Below are 16,704 nucleotides of genomic sequence, written 5' to 3' on the forward strand. Positions count from 1 at the left end.
TCTGCCATCGCGCACTGGCCTCTGGATTCTGACCTCGGCTCCGAATTCAGAATCCCGAGGCCAGCCGAAGACGCCAGAAGGCGAAACAGAATTCCGAATCCCGATCGGGCTCAGCAGTCGGAATCCCGATCAACTACCTGGCCAGACGCTCAGCCACCATCCGCTTGAGCGTTCCGTTCCCGATGTACGGCCGCAGGTATTTGCCGGGGCAGCCGGTGTCGGCGTACATGAAGTGCCCGCCGATGCGGTCGATGGGCAGGTTGTACTGCTTGAGCGCCCACGCCATCAGATCCGCGATCGCATCGAGCTGCTGCGGGCTCGGCTCCTGCACGTCGTAGTTGCCGATCATGCTGATCAGGAAGTGGCCACTGGGGTCGTACGTCGTATTCGTCTCGCCCATGAAGTGGTAATCGCGCCCCTCGAACGCGCGGCCGTCGAGATCGAGCAGGAAGTGATAGGGCACATCCCACCAGTTGCGGTCGCGGGCGCCCCATTCCTGCAGATTGCGCAGGCGCTGCGCCGGGTCGTCGGCGCGGGTGAGCGGCTTGGTGTCGCCGGTGTGGTGCAACGTGACGTGCGTGATCTGGTGCGGAATGCGGAGGCGCATCGCGGCGCCGCCCGCGCTGTCGCTAGTGGCGATGGCTGGCGGCAGCGACGCCACCGTCGCGATCTCCAGCGCCACCAGCCCCGCGCCCAGTTCGCCCGGGCCGTACACCGCCACCACGGCGATGTGGTAGCCCTGCCAGTTGAACGCCGCCCCTTCGCGCACTTCGCGCACGGCGTTCGTACCGGGCACGGCGAGGCGCACGCGCGCCACGTCCACGGGTTTGGCGCCGCTCGAGTCCACCATGGTGGCGAGCACGGTGACGGTGATGTCGTGGAAGCTCAGCGAATCGCCTGCCTTCTTGTTGCGGCGCGCGGCGTCGGCGGAGACGCCCAGGGGCGGCTTGGCTTGCCACACGCGGTGCGGGATGACACCGGGCTGCGCGTGAGCCGGGGCCGTGAAGAGCACGGCCGCCACGAGTAGGGCGCCGCTGCCGCGCAGGAAACGACTGGAGATCGGCATCTGGTGAACGTAGCGTTCGGCATGCCCTTCGCCCAATACCAGCAGCGGGTTGACCGCTGGATCAGCCAGTTCGAGGAAGGATACTTCCATCCCCTCACGAACCTCGCACGTCTCACCGAAGAAGTCGGCGAGTTCGCGCGCGAGGTGAATCACCGCTTTGGGCAGAAGCCCAAGAAGAAGGACGAACCGGATGCCGACCTCGCGATGGAGATGGCGGACATCCTGTTCGTCCTGATCTGCATGGCGAACCGGGAAGGGATCGACATGGACGAGGCGTTCGACCGGATGATGGCCAAGGTCGAGACGCGCGACGCCAACCGGTGGACGCCGAAGGTGCGCTGATCCGTTCAGACCAGCGTGGCTCCCCACGTTGGCGGGTCAACGTCGGCGATGGTTTGCGTGAGTGTCCACGAGTGGCCGGCCGGGTCCTTGAGCACGGCCTGCCGCTCGCCATAGGGGTGATCCGTGGGCTCGGTCACCGGAACGGCGCCCATGGCGAGGGCGCGGGCCCAGACAGCATCGAGATCGGCGACGCGCACCATGAGGGTGGCGGGCGGTCGGCCACCGGCGGGGTTGGCCTCGGGGTTCCACTGGGCGGCGACCATGGCGCCATTGCCGAGTGTGAACTGCACGCGATGGTCGCCAATGCGCAGCCGTTGGCGCGCGCCGAGCACGTCGCCGAGAAACTGCGTGGCGACCGAGAGGTCGGGGTAGCTGCGCACCGGGATGAAGGTCGCGTGCGGGATGGAGCGATTCACCGCCAGCGAGTCGGTCGGGATGCCGGCGGCGCCGAGGGCGTGCAGCTTCTGCTCGAGGGCGCCGAGCACATGCGGCCACGCCTGCGCGTGGTTGGCGCACGATTCTTCGCTCACGAAGCCGCTCTGGGTGAGCGTGAGGGCGGTGCCATCGGCCGCGCCGCTCAGTTCGATGGTGATCGTGGTCTCCACGCCGGTGCCGCGCGTGAACCAGGTGATCTGGACGCGATGATCGGGTTCGAGGGCGAGATAGCGCCCGTAATGCGGATGCCGCCCGAGCACGGCGCCCTGGGCATCCCGCGGGACGACCTCGAAGAAGAACGGCTCGCCAACCTCCACCGTGCCGCGCACGGTGCCCGGCTCGGCGAACCAGTGCGCGAATCCGCCGGCCCACGCGCGGTAGACGGTGGTTGCCGGCACGGCGAGATGACGCGTGACGGTCAGCGACGTGGCGGGCGTGGCAGGCATGGTCACGGCGGCGGGGTGGCGAGGGCGGGGATCAATGTGGCGCGTCCGCGTCGGGCGCGTCGAGCGTTTCCCGCACGGCGTGCGCCAAGGCTGCCAAAGTATACGGTTTGTGCAGCATCCGCCGTTCGGCCGCCACGAGCCCCTGTTGCAGGATGATGTCGTCGGTGTAGCCGGAGGCGAAGAGCACGCGCAGCCCCGGTCTGGCGGCCGTGAGCGCATCGGCGAGTTCGCGACCGCCGAGGTGGGGCATGATGACGTCGCTCAGCAGCAGGTGGATTGGCTCCTGGAGGCGGTCGGCGAGGGCGAGCGCGGCGGCGCCGTCGCTCGCGACGAGGACCGTGTAGCCCAGCCGTCCCAGCACCTGCGCCGCGAGCGCCCGGACAGCGGCCTCGTCTTCGGCGATCAGAATGGTTTCGGTGCCACGCGGCAGGGCAGCGGCCGGGTCCGGCGGCTCGCGTGTCACCGCCGACTCGGTGGCGACCAAGGGCAACAGCACGCGCACCGTGGTGCCGGCCTGCTGCCGGCTTTCGATGAGAATCGCCCCACCGGCTTGTTGTACGATGCCATATGCGATGGAGAGCCCCAGCCCCGTGCCGCTCCCCATGGGTTTGGTGGTAAAGAACGGTTCGAAGGCGCGGGCCTGTGTCTCCGACGCCATGCCTTCCCCGGAGTCGCGGACCACCAGCAGCGCGTGCGGCCCCGCCGTGAGCTGTTCGCAACCCGGGCCGGTCGTGGGGCCGGCCTCGATGTCGGTGAGCGTGATCGCCAGCGTGCCGCCGTGGGGCATCGCATCCCGCGCGTTGACGCGAGATTGACGAGCACCTGTTCCAGCTGGGCCGCGTCGCCGCGGACGAGCAGGGCCCGGTGCGGCAGCTCCTCCGTGATGGCGATGTGCTCGCCGAGCAGGCGCCGCAGCATGCCGCTCGTATTCTGTACCACGTCCCGGAGATCGAGGACCCGCAGGGCGAGCACCTGCTTGCGACTGAAGGTCAGCAGCTGCTTGGTGAGCGCCGCGGCGCGGGCGCCGGCGTGGGCGATCTCATCGACACTGTCCCGCATCGGATTATCGAGTGGGAGCCCCGCGAGCAGGACCTCGGCGTACCCGTTGATGATCATGAGCAGGTTGTTGAAGTCGTGCGCGATGCCACCCGCCAGGCGGCCGATCGCTTCCATGCGCTGGCTGTCGTGGAGCGCCTGCTGCAGCTCGCGCAGCGCCGCCTCCGAGCGCAGGTGCTGCGAGAGATCGGTCAGGCTGACGAGCCCGTGGTCGCCGTCCACCGGGACCAGCACGTCCATCTGTGTCGGCACGGGTTCGGCCATCGTCGCACCCGGCGAGGGTTCGGGGACGATGTGAAACTCTCCACGCTGCCGGGCATGGGTGGCAAAGGCCTCGGCGATTACGCGCGCGAGCGCCGGGCGTTCCGCTTCGCTGACAAAATCGCGCAGCGGGCGGCCGGTGAGCAGGCCCGGCGCGACGTTGGTGAGACTCGTCGTCGCCTGATTCGCCTCAATCACGTGTCCCGTACGGGATACCGACAGATAGGCGACCGGCGCAAAGTCGAACAGGTCGGTATAGCGTCGGCGCGTCGCGTCGATCTCCGCGCGCGAGCGTTGAAGTTCCTCGTGCTGCACTTCGAGCTCGATCTGATGGACCTTGAGCTCGTGGATCAGGCGCAGGGCATCCGCGCTGGCGGGCGGCGGAATGGGATGCTGGGGCGTGGGACGTTCGGTCATGGGCGCCGCTCCCGCAGCTCGGCTTCGAGCTGCTTGGCCTTGGTGATATCGGTGAAGGTGATCACGACCCCGTCGATCCGATCATCGTGCGTGCGATAGGGCATGATGCGGGCGGCGAACCACCGCCCGTCGCGTGACGCCACTTCCTTTTCGAGGGGCTGCACGGTGCGCAGGACGGCCTGTGCATCGGTGGCCATGTCGGCAAACTCGAGCGACGAGACGATATCGGTGATCGGGCGCCCCACATCCGTCGGAATGAGCTTGATCAGGCTTGCCGTCTTGGTGGTGAAGCGACGGACATTGAGCGCGCTGTCGAGGAACAGCGTGGCGATGTCGAGGGAGTTGAGCAGGTTCGCCATGTCGCTGCTGGCGAGCATGAGCTCATCCACCTTGGCCTGCAGCTCGTGGTTCACGGTCTGCAGCTCTTCATTCATCGACTGCATTTCCTCCTTGGAGGTGGTGAGCTCCTCGTTGGTGGATTGCAACTCCTCGTTGGTCGACTGCAGTTCCTCATTGGTGGAGCGCAGCTCTTCCTGTGAGATCTGCATCTCTTCGCGGGCTACGCGCAGGTTCTCGCGGGCCTGGCGCAGCTCCTCTTCGAGCGCCTGAATGAGTTGCGGATCTTTCCCGCGCGGGCGACGCCGGGTGGTCGGATCGCTGGCGGGTGCCGACATCTCCTGAAACACGATCATGAGAATCGCGGCCGCGCTGTCCTGATGGTGCACCGGTTCGATCGTGACGCTCGCGTAATGCACGCCGCCGTGATCGGCATCGATGGCGAGGGGGCGCAAGGTCACGGCCCGTTGCTCGCGGCGCACACGCTGGCACCCTTCGGTGAGAGCCGCGCCGAGCCCCGGACGCGCCATCGCGAAGATGTTCCAGTTGGCCTGCCCAGCGGCGGGCTCGAGATAGCGCCCCGTCTTGCCACTCACGAAGAGGATGTCGCCCTCGTCGCCAATGAGCACCGCGGGCGGGGTGAATCGATCGAGCAGCGTCTGCTCGGTGAGTTGCTGGAGATTCATGAGTGGAGGAGCAAGTGGAGCGCGCGGGGGCTCCGTCGTATCGGTAAAGCCGCTGCCAAAGACCGCGGGCAGGTCGCGTACGCCACCGCCCACCGGGATCTTCAGCCGACGATAGAGGCGCCCCTTGCCGGCGACCTGGGCAAAGCGATCGACGGCGGTTCCGGCGGTTTCGGCGCTCCCGAGCATCAGGACGCCGTCGGGCTTGAGACTGAAATGGAACAACGCCATCAGCTTCTGCTGCAGCGGCGGCGTGAGATAGATCAGCAGATTCCGGCAGGAGAGCAGATCGAGCTTGGTGAACGGCGGATCGATCGTGACGTTGTGTGGCGCGAAGATCACCATTTCGCGCACGCGACTGCTCACCCGGTACCGCCCATTCTCGCGCGCGAAGTAGCGCTGCAGCCGCTCGGGCGAGACCTCGGCGGCGATGCTCTCGGGGTACGTCCCGCTGCGCGCACGCGCGATGGCATCGCGATCGAGATCAGTGGCGAACAGCTGCAGCGTGATCGGTTCCTTGGGCGCGACCGCCGCCAGCGCCTCGAGAAAGACGATCGCCATCGAGTACGCCTCTTCCCCGGTGGAGCACCCGGCGATCCACGCGCGGAGCGTGGCGCCCGGTGGGGCACTGCGAATGAGGTCCGGGAAGATCTCGTCGCGCAGCTGTTCCCACACCGGCGTATCGCGAAAGAAGCTGGTGACGCCGATCAGCAGCTCGGCGAAGAGCAGCCGCGCTTCGGCGGGCTCGTCCTGCACCAGCGCCGCGTACGCCTCGACGGAGGGCAGATGGTGCAGACTGATGCGCCGCTGAATGCGTCGGGCGAGCGTGCTGCGCTTGTAGAGCGAAAAGTCATGGCCCACCACCTGACGCAGTGTGGCGACAATGGCGTCAATGACGGGGTGCGTTTCGGTGAGGGGCTCGCGCAGCCGTGCCTCGCGCACACTCTCGAGATATCCCACGACCGCGGGGTAGAGCGCCTCGGCATTGGCGACGATATCGGCCACGCCGTTCTCGACCGCGCTGCGCGGCATATCGGTGAAACGCGCCGTCGCGGGATCCTGCACGAAGGTGGCGCCGCCATGCGCCTTGATGGCGGCCAGCCCGGCGGTGCCGTCGGCGCCCATCCCGGAGAGGAGGACGCCCACCGCGTCGCGCTGCCGTTCGGCGGCAAGCGCGGTGAAGAAGCGGTCGATGGGCAGGCGGAGCCCGCGCGGGTCTTCGGGCGGAACGAGCTGCAGTACGCCATGGCCGATCGTGAGTTCATGATCGGCCGGCATCACATACACGGTGTCGGCCGCCACAGGGACACCGTCGGTGGCGTCGACCACCGCGAGCGTCGTGACGCGCCGCAGAAGCTCGCCGAGCAGGCTCGCGCGCTCGGGGTCCAGGTGCTGGACCACGACAAAGGCGTGGCCGCACGGAACGGGGACAGTCGCCAGAAAGCGCTCCAGCGCCTCCAGGCCACCAGCCGACGCGCCAATGCCGATCACGGAAATCGGCCCTGCGCTGCTGCTCATGGTGCCCCCCTTCCTGAATACTGGGGGCACCCGGTGGCACGTGCAATCAGCAGATCACCCACACGCGCGGGATCGCATGGTTCCCGCCGCTCGACCGGTCACTTCGGGAAGATCACGGGGAACACGACGTTCGTCGTATACACACAGCGATCGTTGTGTCCGCATTCGGACACGATGATCGCGCGGTGCTTCGCCCCGAGTTTTTGGGTCACGTACGTAAAGAATGCTTCACCTCGCGCGCGGCGCGTGGGCCCCTGCGCCATCGCATTCGCGCTGGAGTCGAAGCCGCCGAGGGGCAGGACATCCACTTGCCCAAGCAAGTAGGTGGTGGGGCGCGCCACGAGATTCTTCACCAGCTGCTCCTTGCTCATCCCCTTCACGTACCCCTGCAGGTCATCGAGGCCGGCGGGCCACTTGTTGAAGGCGGGCGCCTTGCTCGCGTCGAACGGACCGAACTGGAAGTTGCCGTTCACCTTCTCGCCGTTCTCGCCCAGCGCTTCCTTGTCGGCGCCCTCGGGGTTGCCGTTGCCAACCGGGAGCGGGCGCTCGTCGGTGGGCCAGGCGTAGCTCGACGGATTGGCGACGACGTACGACAGCTCGACGCCCGGTGTGTCGTGCACCTTGCTGGCCATCGCGTAGCGCGTGGCGTACTGCCCGCCCGCGGAGTGGCCGGCGATGACGATGTGCTTGAGGTTGGGGAAGCGCTTCGTATCGGCCAGGAGCTTCACGAGCTGATCGGCGAGATCGAAGCTGTTCACGGTCGCGAGCGTCGGCGAGATGCCGCCGGCGCGCCACGACGTGCCGCCTTCGGGCCAGAGGATCTCATTCGCGGCGACGGTGTCCGTTCGGGCGGCGAAGCGCGGCGCGAGCACCATCGTGTTGTCGAGCGCGCCGGCGAGGAACGCCGCCGCGATGCTCGTTTCGAAGTAGTGATCGGCATTGCGCCCGGCGCCGTGCACCATGATGAGCGCGCGCGTGAGCTTGGGATTGGCTTTGTCGAGCGCGTAGGTGCCGTAGACCTTCGTACGCTGCGGGCCGGTGCCCCACGTGAGCCAGCGCTCGCAGGCGGCGGTGGCGGTGACGCAGGGGGCTTGGGCGGCGAGCGGGGCCGCAGAGAGTGCGGCGAGGAGGGCGAGACGGAGGAGCATGGGGGAGGGCACGAGGGGAGCGCTACAGAGAAACCACGCGGAGTTCACCGGGTTGCATCGACACGAGTGCGTCCAGCACGAGCGGCGCGGCAGGGGCGAGCGCCGCGAGCCGATTGCTCGACGCCCGTACGACCACAATGCGGAGCGGTGATCCGATCAGGTTCTGCTGAAAGCGCAGACTCTGATCCATCGTAATGAACGCATCGAACTCGTCCGCTGCGGCGCGGAGGAGCGGACCATCGTCGAGATCTGACCACCGTCGCTGATGCGTCGTTTCGGTACGGTGCCCAGGGAGCAGCCCAGCAAAGGCCCGGGGCAGGTTGCTGTCGAGCAGCACCCGCATGCGATCAGGTGGCGGGCGAGATTAGCGCGTGCTTCGCCAGCTCAAGGACTGCGATCGCGTGCTCGCGAGAGACGCTCGGGAACTCATCGAGGAAGTGATCCAGAGGATGCCCGGCCTCGAGGTAGTCGATGAGCGACTGCACCGGAACGCGCGTCCCCGTGAACACCGTCGTCCCGCCGAGACGATCGGGGGAGCTGGTGATGAGCGGTGAGGGCAGGTTCGACATGCGAGTTCTCCGGTGGCGTCCGGTAGCAATATACCGCAGGTTGCCGCCGAGCGCGGCGTGACCTCTTGACGCCCCGTATTACTATGTGCATAGTACTAGCAGCGTAGTACCAACCCTGGAGGATGCATGTCCCCACCGCAGGCTGGAGCGCCCCTCGGCGAGCGCGAGCTCGACGTGATGGCGGTACTCTGGGAGCTCGGCTCCGGCACCGTCAGCGAAGTGCTTGCGTATCTCGGCGAACCGCTGGCGTACACCACGATTCTCACGATCCTGCGCAATCTCGAGGCGAAGCAGTGCGTGCGCCGCGAGGAGGAGGGGAGGGGGCATCGCTACTTCCCGGTCGTCGAGCAGCAGGCGGCGCGGCGCAGTGCGCTGAGTCGACTGCTTGACGGCTTCTTCGATGGCTCGCCGCACGCGCTGCTCGCCCAGCTGGTGCGCGATCACGGCCTGAGTGGGGACGAGCTGCAGGCACTGGCGAAGCAGCTGCGCGCGATGCCGGCCGAGGACAAGTCCGGGCGGGCAACGCCGAAGCCGAGGAAGGGAACGCGATGATCTCGGCTCCTTTCGACCTCACCACGTGGATGTTCGCCGCGACCGCATTCGGTGTGTTGCTGATCGTGGCTGCGTTCGCGGTGGAGCGCTTTCAACGCATTCGGGCACGGTCGACGCGGGGCGTATGGGCGGTGGCGCTCAGCGTCGCCGTCATGTGGCCTGGCGTGGCGCGGCTCTGGCTAACGCAGCCCGCGGTAGAGGTGGCTGATGGTGTCGGTGCGCCGATCATTGGCGCAATGACGCCGGTATCCACGCCAGTTTCCCTCAGTATCCGGCAGCAGCTTCTCGAGTGGTGGTCGTCACACGGCAACACGGTTCTCCTCGCCCTGTGGCTCGGCATGAGCGCCCTGCTGTTCTCGCAGCTGCTTCGTGCGCTCTGGCAGCTGCGCCGAGCCGCGGCCGACGCGCACACGACTGAGCTCGTGGGCGAGCCCGTGCTCGTGAGCGAATCGCTGGGACCTGCGGTCTTCGGCGTGTGGCGCCCGCGCGTGGTGGTGCCGCGGTGGGTGCTGGAACTGGATGAATCGCTGCAGCAGCTCGTGATCCGTCACGAACGCGAGCACTGCGACGGCCGCGACTCGTGGCTGGTGTGGCTCGCGGTGCTCAGCACCACGCTGGTGCCGTGGAACCTCGCGGTGTGGTACCTCGCGCATCGCCTGCGTCTGGCGATGGAAGTGGACTGCGACGCGCGCACGTTGCGCGCGTTTCCTGAGCGGCGCACCGCCTATGCGCGGTTGCTCCTCTTCATTGCCCAACGGGCCACGCCGGTCCGCATTGCGCCGGCCCTGGCGCATTGGCCATCGCATCTTTCCCGGAGAATTTCGGCTATGACGAATGCGTCCTTTGCGTTGCCTCTGCTGCAGCGCACCATCGCCGGCATCGTCGTGATTGGTGCGGCGGCTGCGGCCTGCTCGCGTCCGGTGGCCGGCAATCTCGCCGGGCCGGCGCCGGCACCAAAGGTGGCCTCGACGGCGGCGCCTTCCGCTGCACCCGCCGCCGCACCCACCGTAGCGCCTTCTGTGGCACCCGCCCCGTCGCCCGCGTCGCCGAGGGAGCTCTCGGCCGCCGACTCGGCGACGCGCGCCAGTGTGCCCTGGTTCGACTTCCAGGTGGAGAAGCCAGCCACCATGAAGCCCGGGATGCGTGGGCCACGCTATCCCGACGCGCTGCGCGCCGCGAAGACCGAAGGCGCGGTCCTCGCGCAGTTCGTGGTCGGCACCGATGGACGCGTCGACTTGACCACCTATAAGGCGGTCAAGTCCGATCACGACGACTTCAGTGCGGCGGTCAAGGACGCGCTCGGTGTGATGGAGTTCGAGCCGGCGCAGGTAAAGGGCAAGGCGGTGAAGCAGCTGGTGCAGATGCCGTTCGCCTTTGCGCTCTCGAAGGACCCGGTATCGGCAGCCTCTCCATCGCCGTTGCCTTCGCCGTCGATGGCCGCGGTTGATCGCGAGGCCAGTATGCTCCCGACAACGTCACCGGCGCCCGTGTATCCGGCGGCGCTTCGCGAAGCCCGCGTGGAAGGGCAGGTACTGGTGATGGTCGTGGTGAACGATGATGGGTCGCCCGACATGGCCTCGTTCAAGGTGCTGAAGACCGATCGTGACGAGTTCGCCGAGGCCGTCCGCGAGGCGGTGCAGAACACGCGCTGGACGCCGGCCATGAAGGATGGGCGCGCCGTCCGTCAGCTCGTCCGATACCCCTACGCATTCCGATTGGCCAAGTAGCACGTACCAGCCGTCGCGCGGCGCAGTAGAATAGACGGGGCCGCTTTCATGCGGTCCCGTCGCATTTCGACTCAACTCTGCCGCTCATGACGCGTCTTCCACGCCTCGCTGCTGCCACTGCGCTTCTCGCCAGCACCGCCGCAGCGCAGTCCAAGACCATGCCCTCCGACCAGGATCGCGCACTCGCCCGCGAGATCTACAAGGAGATGGTTGAGGTTCAATCGGGTTTCTCCACCGGCTCCACCACGCCGATCGCCGAGAAGACCGCGGCACGGCTCAAGGCGGCCGGATTCCCGGCGGCCGACATCTTCGTGGGCGGCGCGGCGCCACACAAGCACAATCTCGTGGTACGCTACCATGGCACCGGCGCGCGCAAGCCGATCCTGCTCATGGCCCACATCGATGTGGTGGAAGCCAAGAAGGAGGACTGGTCGATGGACCCGTTCACCTTCAATGAGAAGGACGGCTACTACTACGGCCGAGGCGTGGGCGACGACAAGGCGCAGGCGTCGATCTGGATTGCCACGCTGCTGCGCTTCAAGCGCGAAGGGTTCACGCCGGACCGCGATATCATCGTGGCGCTCACCGCCGACGAAGAGGGCGGCGGCCCGTACAATGGCGTGGACTGGCTGCTCAAGAATCATCGTGAGCTGATCGACGCCGAGTTTGCGCTCAACGAGGGCGGCTGGGGCGAAGCGGAGGCCGGCAAGCCGATCGCCAACGACATTCAGGTCGCCGAGAAGTACGTGGTGAACTATCGGCTCGAGGTGCGCAACAAGGGCGGCCACAGCTCACTGCCGGTCCCCGATAACGCCATCTACCATCTGGCGGGCGCGCTGAGCAAGATCGGCACCTTTGGCTTCCCGCTCAAAACCAACGCCGTGACGCGCGAGTACTTCCGCGTCATGAGCACGCTCGAGAAGGGACCCCTGGCCAAGGATCTCGCCCTGGTGGCCAAGAACGACCCGATGGCGATGCAGCGGGTGGCCAAGGCCAGTGTGAACTTCAACGCCACGTTGCGTACCACCTGTGTGGCCACGATGCTCGAGGGCGGCCATGCCAAGAATGCGCTGCCGCAGCTCGCCGCGGCCGAGGTGAACTGCCGTGTGCACCCCGACGACAAGGTGGAGTACGTGACGGCCACGCTGAACAAAGTCGTGGGCGACACCGCCGTGCACATCAGCGTGGAAGGCACGCCGACTGCCGGCCCGGTGAGCCCGATGCGCGACGACGTGATGGGCACCACCAAGGCCATTACCAGCGAGATGTGGAACGGCGTGCAGACCGTGCCCATCATGGTCATGGGCGCCACCGACGGCAAAGCCACGCGCTCGGCGGGGATCCCCACCTATGGAATCATGGGCCTCTTCTTCGATCGCGACGATGTGCGCTTCCACGGCCGCGATGAGCGCGTGCGTGTGCAGGCCTACCACGAAGCCCAGACGTTCCTGTATACGCTGGTGAAGCGGCTCGCGAGCGGACGGACGGGGATCTGACGGCGCCGCGGTGCGCCGCTCTCCCACGCGCCGTATCCCACGCGGTGTTATCCCACGCGCGGGCGCAATGCTTCGGTGATGCGCCCGCGCAGGAGCTCCGGCGAGAACGGCTTCTGCAGGAAACTCAGCGCGCTGTCTTCCCCGATGGTCGCCAGGGCGTCGTCGGCGTCATAGCCGCTCATCACGATGACCGGAACGTGCGGATGCGTCCGCCGCACATGCGCGAGCACTTCGGCGCCGTTCATCCCGGGCATGGTGAGGTCGAGCATGATCGCCGAGACGTCACGGGCATGTTCGAAGAAGAGGCGCAGCCCCGTCTCGCCGTCATCCGCTTCGAGCACATCGAGCCCCATGCGCTGGGCAATGCGCGACACCAGCTGGCGGATGAGCATTTCGTCGTCGATAACCAGCAGAGTGCCGGCAAGATCGCGCATCGGGGCGGGTTCCGGCGCCGTCGCTCGCTCCATGCCGACTTCGGGGCGCAGGTAAATGTCGAAGCGCGTGCGTCCGGGTTTGGATTCAAGCTGCAAAGAGCCGCCAAGCGAGCGCACAATGCCGCGGACGGCACTGAGACCCAGCCCGCGCCCCGACTCCTTGGTGGAAAAGAAGGGATCGAAGATGCGCGACTGCACGTCGGCCGGTATACCCGGCCCGGTGTCGATGACCGACAGCCGGACCCACGCCTCGTCCGATGCATCGGTGGGCGTGATGGTGCGCACGGCCTCCAGCGCGACCGTGCCCGTGGCATCGCCGATAGCTTCTGCCGCGTTGGTGAGCAGGTTCAAGACCACCTGCGACAGCTGCGACGGATCACAGGCGACCCACAGCGGCTGCGGCATGGGCGCGACGTCGAACCGCACCTTCTTGGACTGCGACGCCCGCACGATGGGCAGCATGTCGCCGATCACCTGACGCAGGTCGATCGTCTCATGGCGCAGACTGGCACGACCGGCGTAGGCCAGCATCTGCCGGGTGAGTTCGGCCGCGCGGCGGCCGGCGCTGTTGATGCGCTCGAGGGCACCGACTGCTTCGTCGATATCCGTGGGCGGGCTGGAGAGCGCTTCACGCGCCAGCTCCGCATTGCCGATGATGGCACCCAGGATGTTGTTGAAGTCATGCGCGATACCGCCGGCCATCACGCCGAGACTTTCGAGCTTCTGCGCCTGCTGCACGCTCGCATCGCGCGCCCGACGCTCGCCTTCCGCGCGGGCCCGTTCCGTGAGATCGGTGCCGACGATGCCATACGCATAGGTCTCGCCGTCGTCGCGGGTCAGCGGAAAGCAGACCACCTGCCAGCCGTGCGAGCCGCGCGGGGTCGCGAGTTCGAGCTCCTGCTCCACCGACAACTGCCGATCACGCGCCCGCGTGAGCACCTGCTCCAGCGGCCGCGCGGCTGCGCCGTAGAGTGACTCGAGCGTCCGCCCCGCGGCCTCGTCCTCGCCGATGCCGCCCAGATCGGCGGCCCGGCGATTGGCCAGCCGGATGCGGCCCTCGAGATCAAGGACGAGCACGAGCAGGGCCGTGTTGTCGAGCAGGTCGCGCAGCAGCTCCCGATTGCGGCGGACTTCGTCGAGCGCCTCGCGCGTGGCCGTGACTTGCGTTTCCAACGAGGCATAGACCGACTGCAGGCGCCCGGTCATGGTGTTGAATGCGCGGCCGAGCTGTGCGGCTTCGTCGCGACCGGACTCCGGGACGGTGACACCAAAGTCGCCGCTGGCCACGCGCGTTGCGGCGTTGGCGACGAGCACCACCGGATCGGTGAAGCGCCGCGTGATCGCAATGAGCCCCCACGCAAGCACGAGCGCACCCAGGAGCCCGATCAGCAGCGTGTTGACGAGCAGGCGGCGCGCCGGCGCGAACGCCGCTTCCTGCGGCGATTCGACGATGAGCGCGAGCTCCAGCGCGGGGATCCAGCGCCACGACCCGATCACGGGCCGCCCCTCGTAGTTGGCATAGAGCGCGGTGCCCGATCCCCCGGCGCGTGCCCGATCGATGGCAACGCTGTACACGCCCCGCTTCACACCAGCGCGGCCAAAGCGTTTGGCCGACACGAAGTCGGCGTCTTCGTTCACCAGATATGCGGTGACCGGCAGGGGGGCGCCTGGTTGCCGCGCCTCCGTGAACTGCCGCCCGATCGCATTCTCCAGGAGCGACAGGTCGAGATGGGCCGCCAGGACCGCTCGCACGACCGAGTCGCCGGGCGCGCGGATGGGAGCCGCGACGGCGAGGCGTGGGCGCCCCGTACTCCCGCTGTAGTAGATCCCCTGGATGTACGTGGCGTTCCGCCCACCCCGGTAGAACTGCTCGTCTTGGGCGTAGCTACCGACGTTCTTGAGGTTCGTGGACCGGATGACGCGGCCGGAGGGGACCCCGATCAGCTGCAACTCTTCGGTGGAGAGCAGAATCTGCGGGAGCGTTTCGAGCGGCAGCGAGTCCGGGCGCGCGGGGAGATACCGCACCATGTGCGTGTAGGCCTGCGCATTCACGATGAGTGCGGCGCGCTGGCGTTCCAGCCAGTTCGTCAGATGGTCGGCCCCATCAGCTGCATCGGCCTCCAACTGCGCGAGCACGCGCGTGCGGAGCGTGGCCGATGCTGATCGATACGACAGCACACCGCCGACCAGCACAAAGGCGCTGCCAAGGGCCACGACCGCCGTGGCGAGCCGCGTGGCGAGGGTGCGGCGCACCGCCGTCTCCATCAGCGTGTGGCGGTCGCGGTGGCGCGCAGGATCGCCGAGTCGGCGCGGACCTCGAGCAGGACGGCGCCGCGGATCGGATCGCCGGAGCCGTTGAAGCGATAGGTGGCGAGGGCCCCCTCGAAGGTGCGGGGCGCCCGAATGGCCATGGCGAGCGCGGTCCCCTCGGTGGTCCCGGCGGCGAGCGCCGCATCCGCCACGATCTTCACCGCATCGTAGGTCGCGGCGGCGGTCGCGCGCAGCATGTCGTTGGGATAGCGCTGGCGCCAGCGGGCGCTGAACGCCGCGAGCGCGGGGCGCGCATCGCGCTTGTCAAAGTTCCCCACGATGATCACGCCGACCAACGCCGATCGATCCTTGATGGCGGTGGCATCCCAGCCATCGCTGCCGAGAAAGCGACCCGTGTAGCCCATCGCGCGCAGCAGGCGCGGCTGCATCGAGTCCTTCGACACAAAGTTGGGGAGCAGAATCGCATCGGGGCGACCGGCGAGCACGCGCCGCAGCGCGGTGTTCAGCTCCTCGGGGGCGTCGCTGTTGAAGGTCACCGAGTCGGTAAAGGTGCCACCGACGATGCTGAACGTGCTGCTGAAGAGGCGGACAATTTCGCGTCCGTACCCACTGGCGACGTTGAACAGCGCGGCGGCGCGCCGCACCTTGAGCGAGTCGTACGCAAAGCGGGCGAGCACTTCGCCCTGCTGCGCGTCCACAAAGGCCAGGCGCGTGACGAACTGTCGGTCGGCCGTCACCGTGGGGCTCGAGGCCATGGGCGCGATCAAGGGTACCGACGCGGCCTCGGCGACGGCGCCGGCGGCGATGGCGAGATTGCTGAATTGCGGCCCGATGACCACATCGACCGAGTCGATGTTGATCAGGTTCCGCGCCGCCGCCGCGGCCGCGTCGGTGCGCGGCTCGATCTGCCGTTCGGTCAGGCGGACCAGATGGCGGACGCCGCCGATGTTCACGCCGCCCGCCGCGTTGAGCTCCTCAACCGCCAGCTGGGCCCCTCGCTGCGCCGGAATGCCCGAGGCATCCTTGGCGGTCCCTTCGAAAATGCCGATGAGCCCTATCCGCAGGATCGGCGGAGCAGGCTTGGTGCAGGCGACCAGCGAGCATGCCGCGAGCAGCGCACCGACGCGTCGGCTTCGAAGAAATGGCATAGCTCTGGTGACGATAGGACGCCCGCCCGTAACGCGCAATCGCCTCACGCGTGCTTACCGCGCGTGAGGCGACGACGAGGTGTGATCAGTCGTTGCGACGAGGATCGATCGGAGGCACGCGGCCGTCTCTTCGGGTCGCTCCAGCAGGAAGAAGTGGCTCCCCGCCACCGGTCCGCTCAGGGCGCAGCGCGGCGTCAAGGCGGCGAAGGCGGTTGGCCGATAGAAGGGGGCCGCCGGCACCAGCGTGACGGGGGCGGTGATCGCGGTGAGGGCGGCGTCGCGATCCCACGCCGCGAGATCGGCGGATGCCTCGGCGGCCACACGCGCCGGCACGGCGCGAAGGCCGCGCACGACCTCGTGCAGCCGGGCGGGATCGCGCGGGGCCGGGAGCAGGGCGCGCGCGAGGAGGTGCGCCAGGAGCGGATGGAGCAGCCGGCTCGCCACCCGCGACACGGCCACGAGCGCGGCGGGTTGGCGGGGATACACCCGCGGATTGAGCAAGGCATCGAGGGCGATCACGTGCGCAACGCGCGGGCCCAGCCGCCGTGCCGCTTCGATGCACACCGCTGCGCCCAGCGAATGGCCAATCAGCGCGACCCGTTCGGCGCGCGCGTCGTGCACGGCAGCGACGACCGTGTCCGCAAACGCGGTCAGCGTGGCCGCCGCGTCTGGTGGCGTCCGGGCGGCCGCGGCCCCGTGAAAGGGGAGATCGGGAGCGATCGTGGGCCAGGTATTGCCCAGCGCGCGGCGGACGCCCTCGAAGTCCTCCGAGGAGCGTCCGAGCCCGTGCACGAAACAC

The 16,704-nt window shown here is 67.9% G+C and carries 14 protein-coding genes and 2 pseudogenes; 4 read left to right on the top strand and 12 right to left on the bottom strand.

Annotated elements, in window-relative coordinates; all coding sequences use genetic code 11:
* Positions 1-133: 133 nt before the first annotated feature.
* Positions 134-1,066 carry an N-acetylmuramoyl-L-alanine amidase gene (locus tag K2R93_05920; GenBank protein ID MBY0489360.1) on the bottom strand — a complete coding sequence of 311 codons (933 nt, stop codon included), beginning with the start codon at positions 1,064-1,066 and terminating at the stop codon, positions 134-136.
* 21 nt (positions 1,067-1,087) lie between these two features.
* On the opposite strand from K2R93_05920, the gene K2R93_05925 reads away from it, so the two are divergent.
* Positions 1,088-1,408 carry a nucleotide pyrophosphohydrolase gene (locus K2R93_05925; GenBank protein MBY0489361.1) on the top strand — a complete coding sequence of 107 codons (321 nt, stop codon included), beginning with the start codon at positions 1,088-1,090 and terminating at the stop codon, positions 1,406-1,408.
* A gap of 5 nt (positions 1,409-1,413) precedes the next feature.
* Here K2R93_05925 and K2R93_05930 read toward each other — a convergent pair whose 3' ends face one another.
* From K2R93_05930 to K2R93_05965, 8 genes and pseudogenes are all read right to left on the bottom strand, one after another.
* Positions 1,414-2,295: an SRPBCC domain-containing protein gene (locus K2R93_05930; GenBank protein ID MBY0489362.1), complete on the bottom strand. Its 882-nt coding sequence runs from the start codon at positions 2,293-2,295 to the stop codon at positions 1,414-1,416.
* A gap of 25 nt (positions 2,296-2,320) precedes the next feature.
* Complete coding sequence (locus tag K2R93_05935; GenBank protein ID MBY0489363.1) at positions 2,321-3,076, bottom strand: response regulator; 756 nt, start codon at positions 3,074-3,076, stop codon at positions 2,321-2,323.
* A 188-nt stretch (positions 3,077-3,264) separates the two neighbouring features.
* Positions 3,265-3,609: pseudogene (locus K2R93_05940) on the bottom strand (hypothetical protein).
* Between the two features lie 9 nt (positions 3,610-3,618).
* Positions 3,619-4,023, bottom strand: a pseudogene (locus tag K2R93_05945) (PAS domain-containing protein).
* Positions 4,020-6,560: a PAS domain-containing protein gene (locus K2R93_05950; GenBank protein ID MBY0489364.1), complete on the bottom strand. Its 2,541-nt coding sequence runs from the start codon at positions 6,558-6,560 to the stop codon at positions 4,020-4,022. The pseudogene K2R93_05945 and the gene K2R93_05950 overlap by 4 nt, the downstream one beginning before the upstream one ends.
* A 98-nt stretch (positions 6,561-6,658) precedes the next feature.
* Complete coding sequence (locus K2R93_05955; protein ID MBY0489365.1) at positions 6,659-7,708, bottom strand: alpha/beta fold hydrolase; 1,050 nt, start codon at positions 7,706-7,708, stop codon at positions 6,659-6,661.
* A 22-nt stretch (positions 7,709-7,730) separates the two neighbouring features.
* Positions 7,731-8,051: a hypothetical protein gene (locus K2R93_05960; GenBank protein MBY0489366.1), complete on the bottom strand. Its 321-nt coding sequence runs from the start codon at positions 8,049-8,051 to the stop codon at positions 7,731-7,733.
* 4 nt (positions 8,052-8,055) lie between these two features.
* Positions 8,056-8,277, bottom strand: coding sequence for a DUF433 domain-containing protein (locus K2R93_05965; GenBank protein ID MBY0489367.1), 222 nt, complete (start codon positions 8,275-8,277; stop codon positions 8,056-8,058).
* Between the two features lie 126 nt (positions 8,278-8,403).
* Between K2R93_05965 and K2R93_05970 the strand changes: the two genes are divergently transcribed.
* The 3 genes from K2R93_05970 to K2R93_05980 all read left to right on the top strand — a co-directional run bounded on the left by K2R93_05970 (position 8,404) and on the right by K2R93_05980 (position 12,052).
* On the top strand, positions 8,404-8,829 hold the full coding sequence (locus K2R93_05970) for a BlaI/MecI/CopY family transcriptional regulator (GenBank protein MBY0489368.1): 426 nt from the start codon (positions 8,404-8,406) through the stop codon (positions 8,827-8,829).
* Positions 8,826-10,556 carry a TonB family protein gene (locus K2R93_05975; protein MBY0489369.1) on the top strand — a complete coding sequence of 577 codons (1,731 nt, stop codon included), beginning with the start codon at positions 8,826-8,828 and terminating at the stop codon, positions 10,554-10,556. Before K2R93_05970 ends, K2R93_05975 begins: the two co-directional genes overlap by 4 nt.
* Positions 10,557-10,642: 86 nt before the next feature.
* On the top strand, positions 10,643-12,052 hold the full coding sequence (locus K2R93_05980; GenBank protein MBY0489370.1) for a M20/M25/M40 family metallo-hydrolase: 1,410 nt from the start codon (positions 10,643-10,645) through the stop codon (positions 12,050-12,052).
* A gap of 47 nt (positions 12,053-12,099) precedes the next feature.
* On the opposite strand, the gene K2R93_05985 is transcribed toward K2R93_05980, so the two are convergent.
* Genes K2R93_05985 through K2R93_05995 form a run of 3 tightly spaced genes read right to left on the bottom strand, consistent with a single transcriptional unit; the run spans position 12,100 to position 16,697 of the window.
* Positions 12,100-14,739, bottom strand: coding sequence for a response regulator (locus K2R93_05985; GenBank protein ID MBY0489371.1), 2,640 nt, complete (start codon positions 14,737-14,739; stop codon positions 12,100-12,102).
* Between the two features lie 11 nt (positions 14,740-14,750).
* Positions 14,751-15,905, bottom strand: a complete 1,155-nt coding sequence (locus K2R93_05990) for an ABC transporter substrate-binding protein (GenBank protein ID MBY0489372.1) — start codon at positions 15,903-15,905, stop codon at positions 14,751-14,753.
* Positions 15,906-15,959: 54 nt separating this feature from the next.
* Complete coding sequence (locus K2R93_05995; protein ID MBY0489373.1) at positions 15,960-16,697, bottom strand: alpha/beta fold hydrolase; 738 nt, start codon at positions 16,695-16,697, stop codon at positions 15,960-15,962.
* Between the last annotated feature and the right edge of the window lie 7 nt (positions 16,698-16,704).

It is taken from the genome of Gemmatimonadaceae bacterium, from assembly GCA_019752115.1.
Classification (GTDB): Bacteria; Gemmatimonadota; Gemmatimonadetes; order Gemmatimonadales; family Gemmatimonadaceae; genus Gemmatimonas.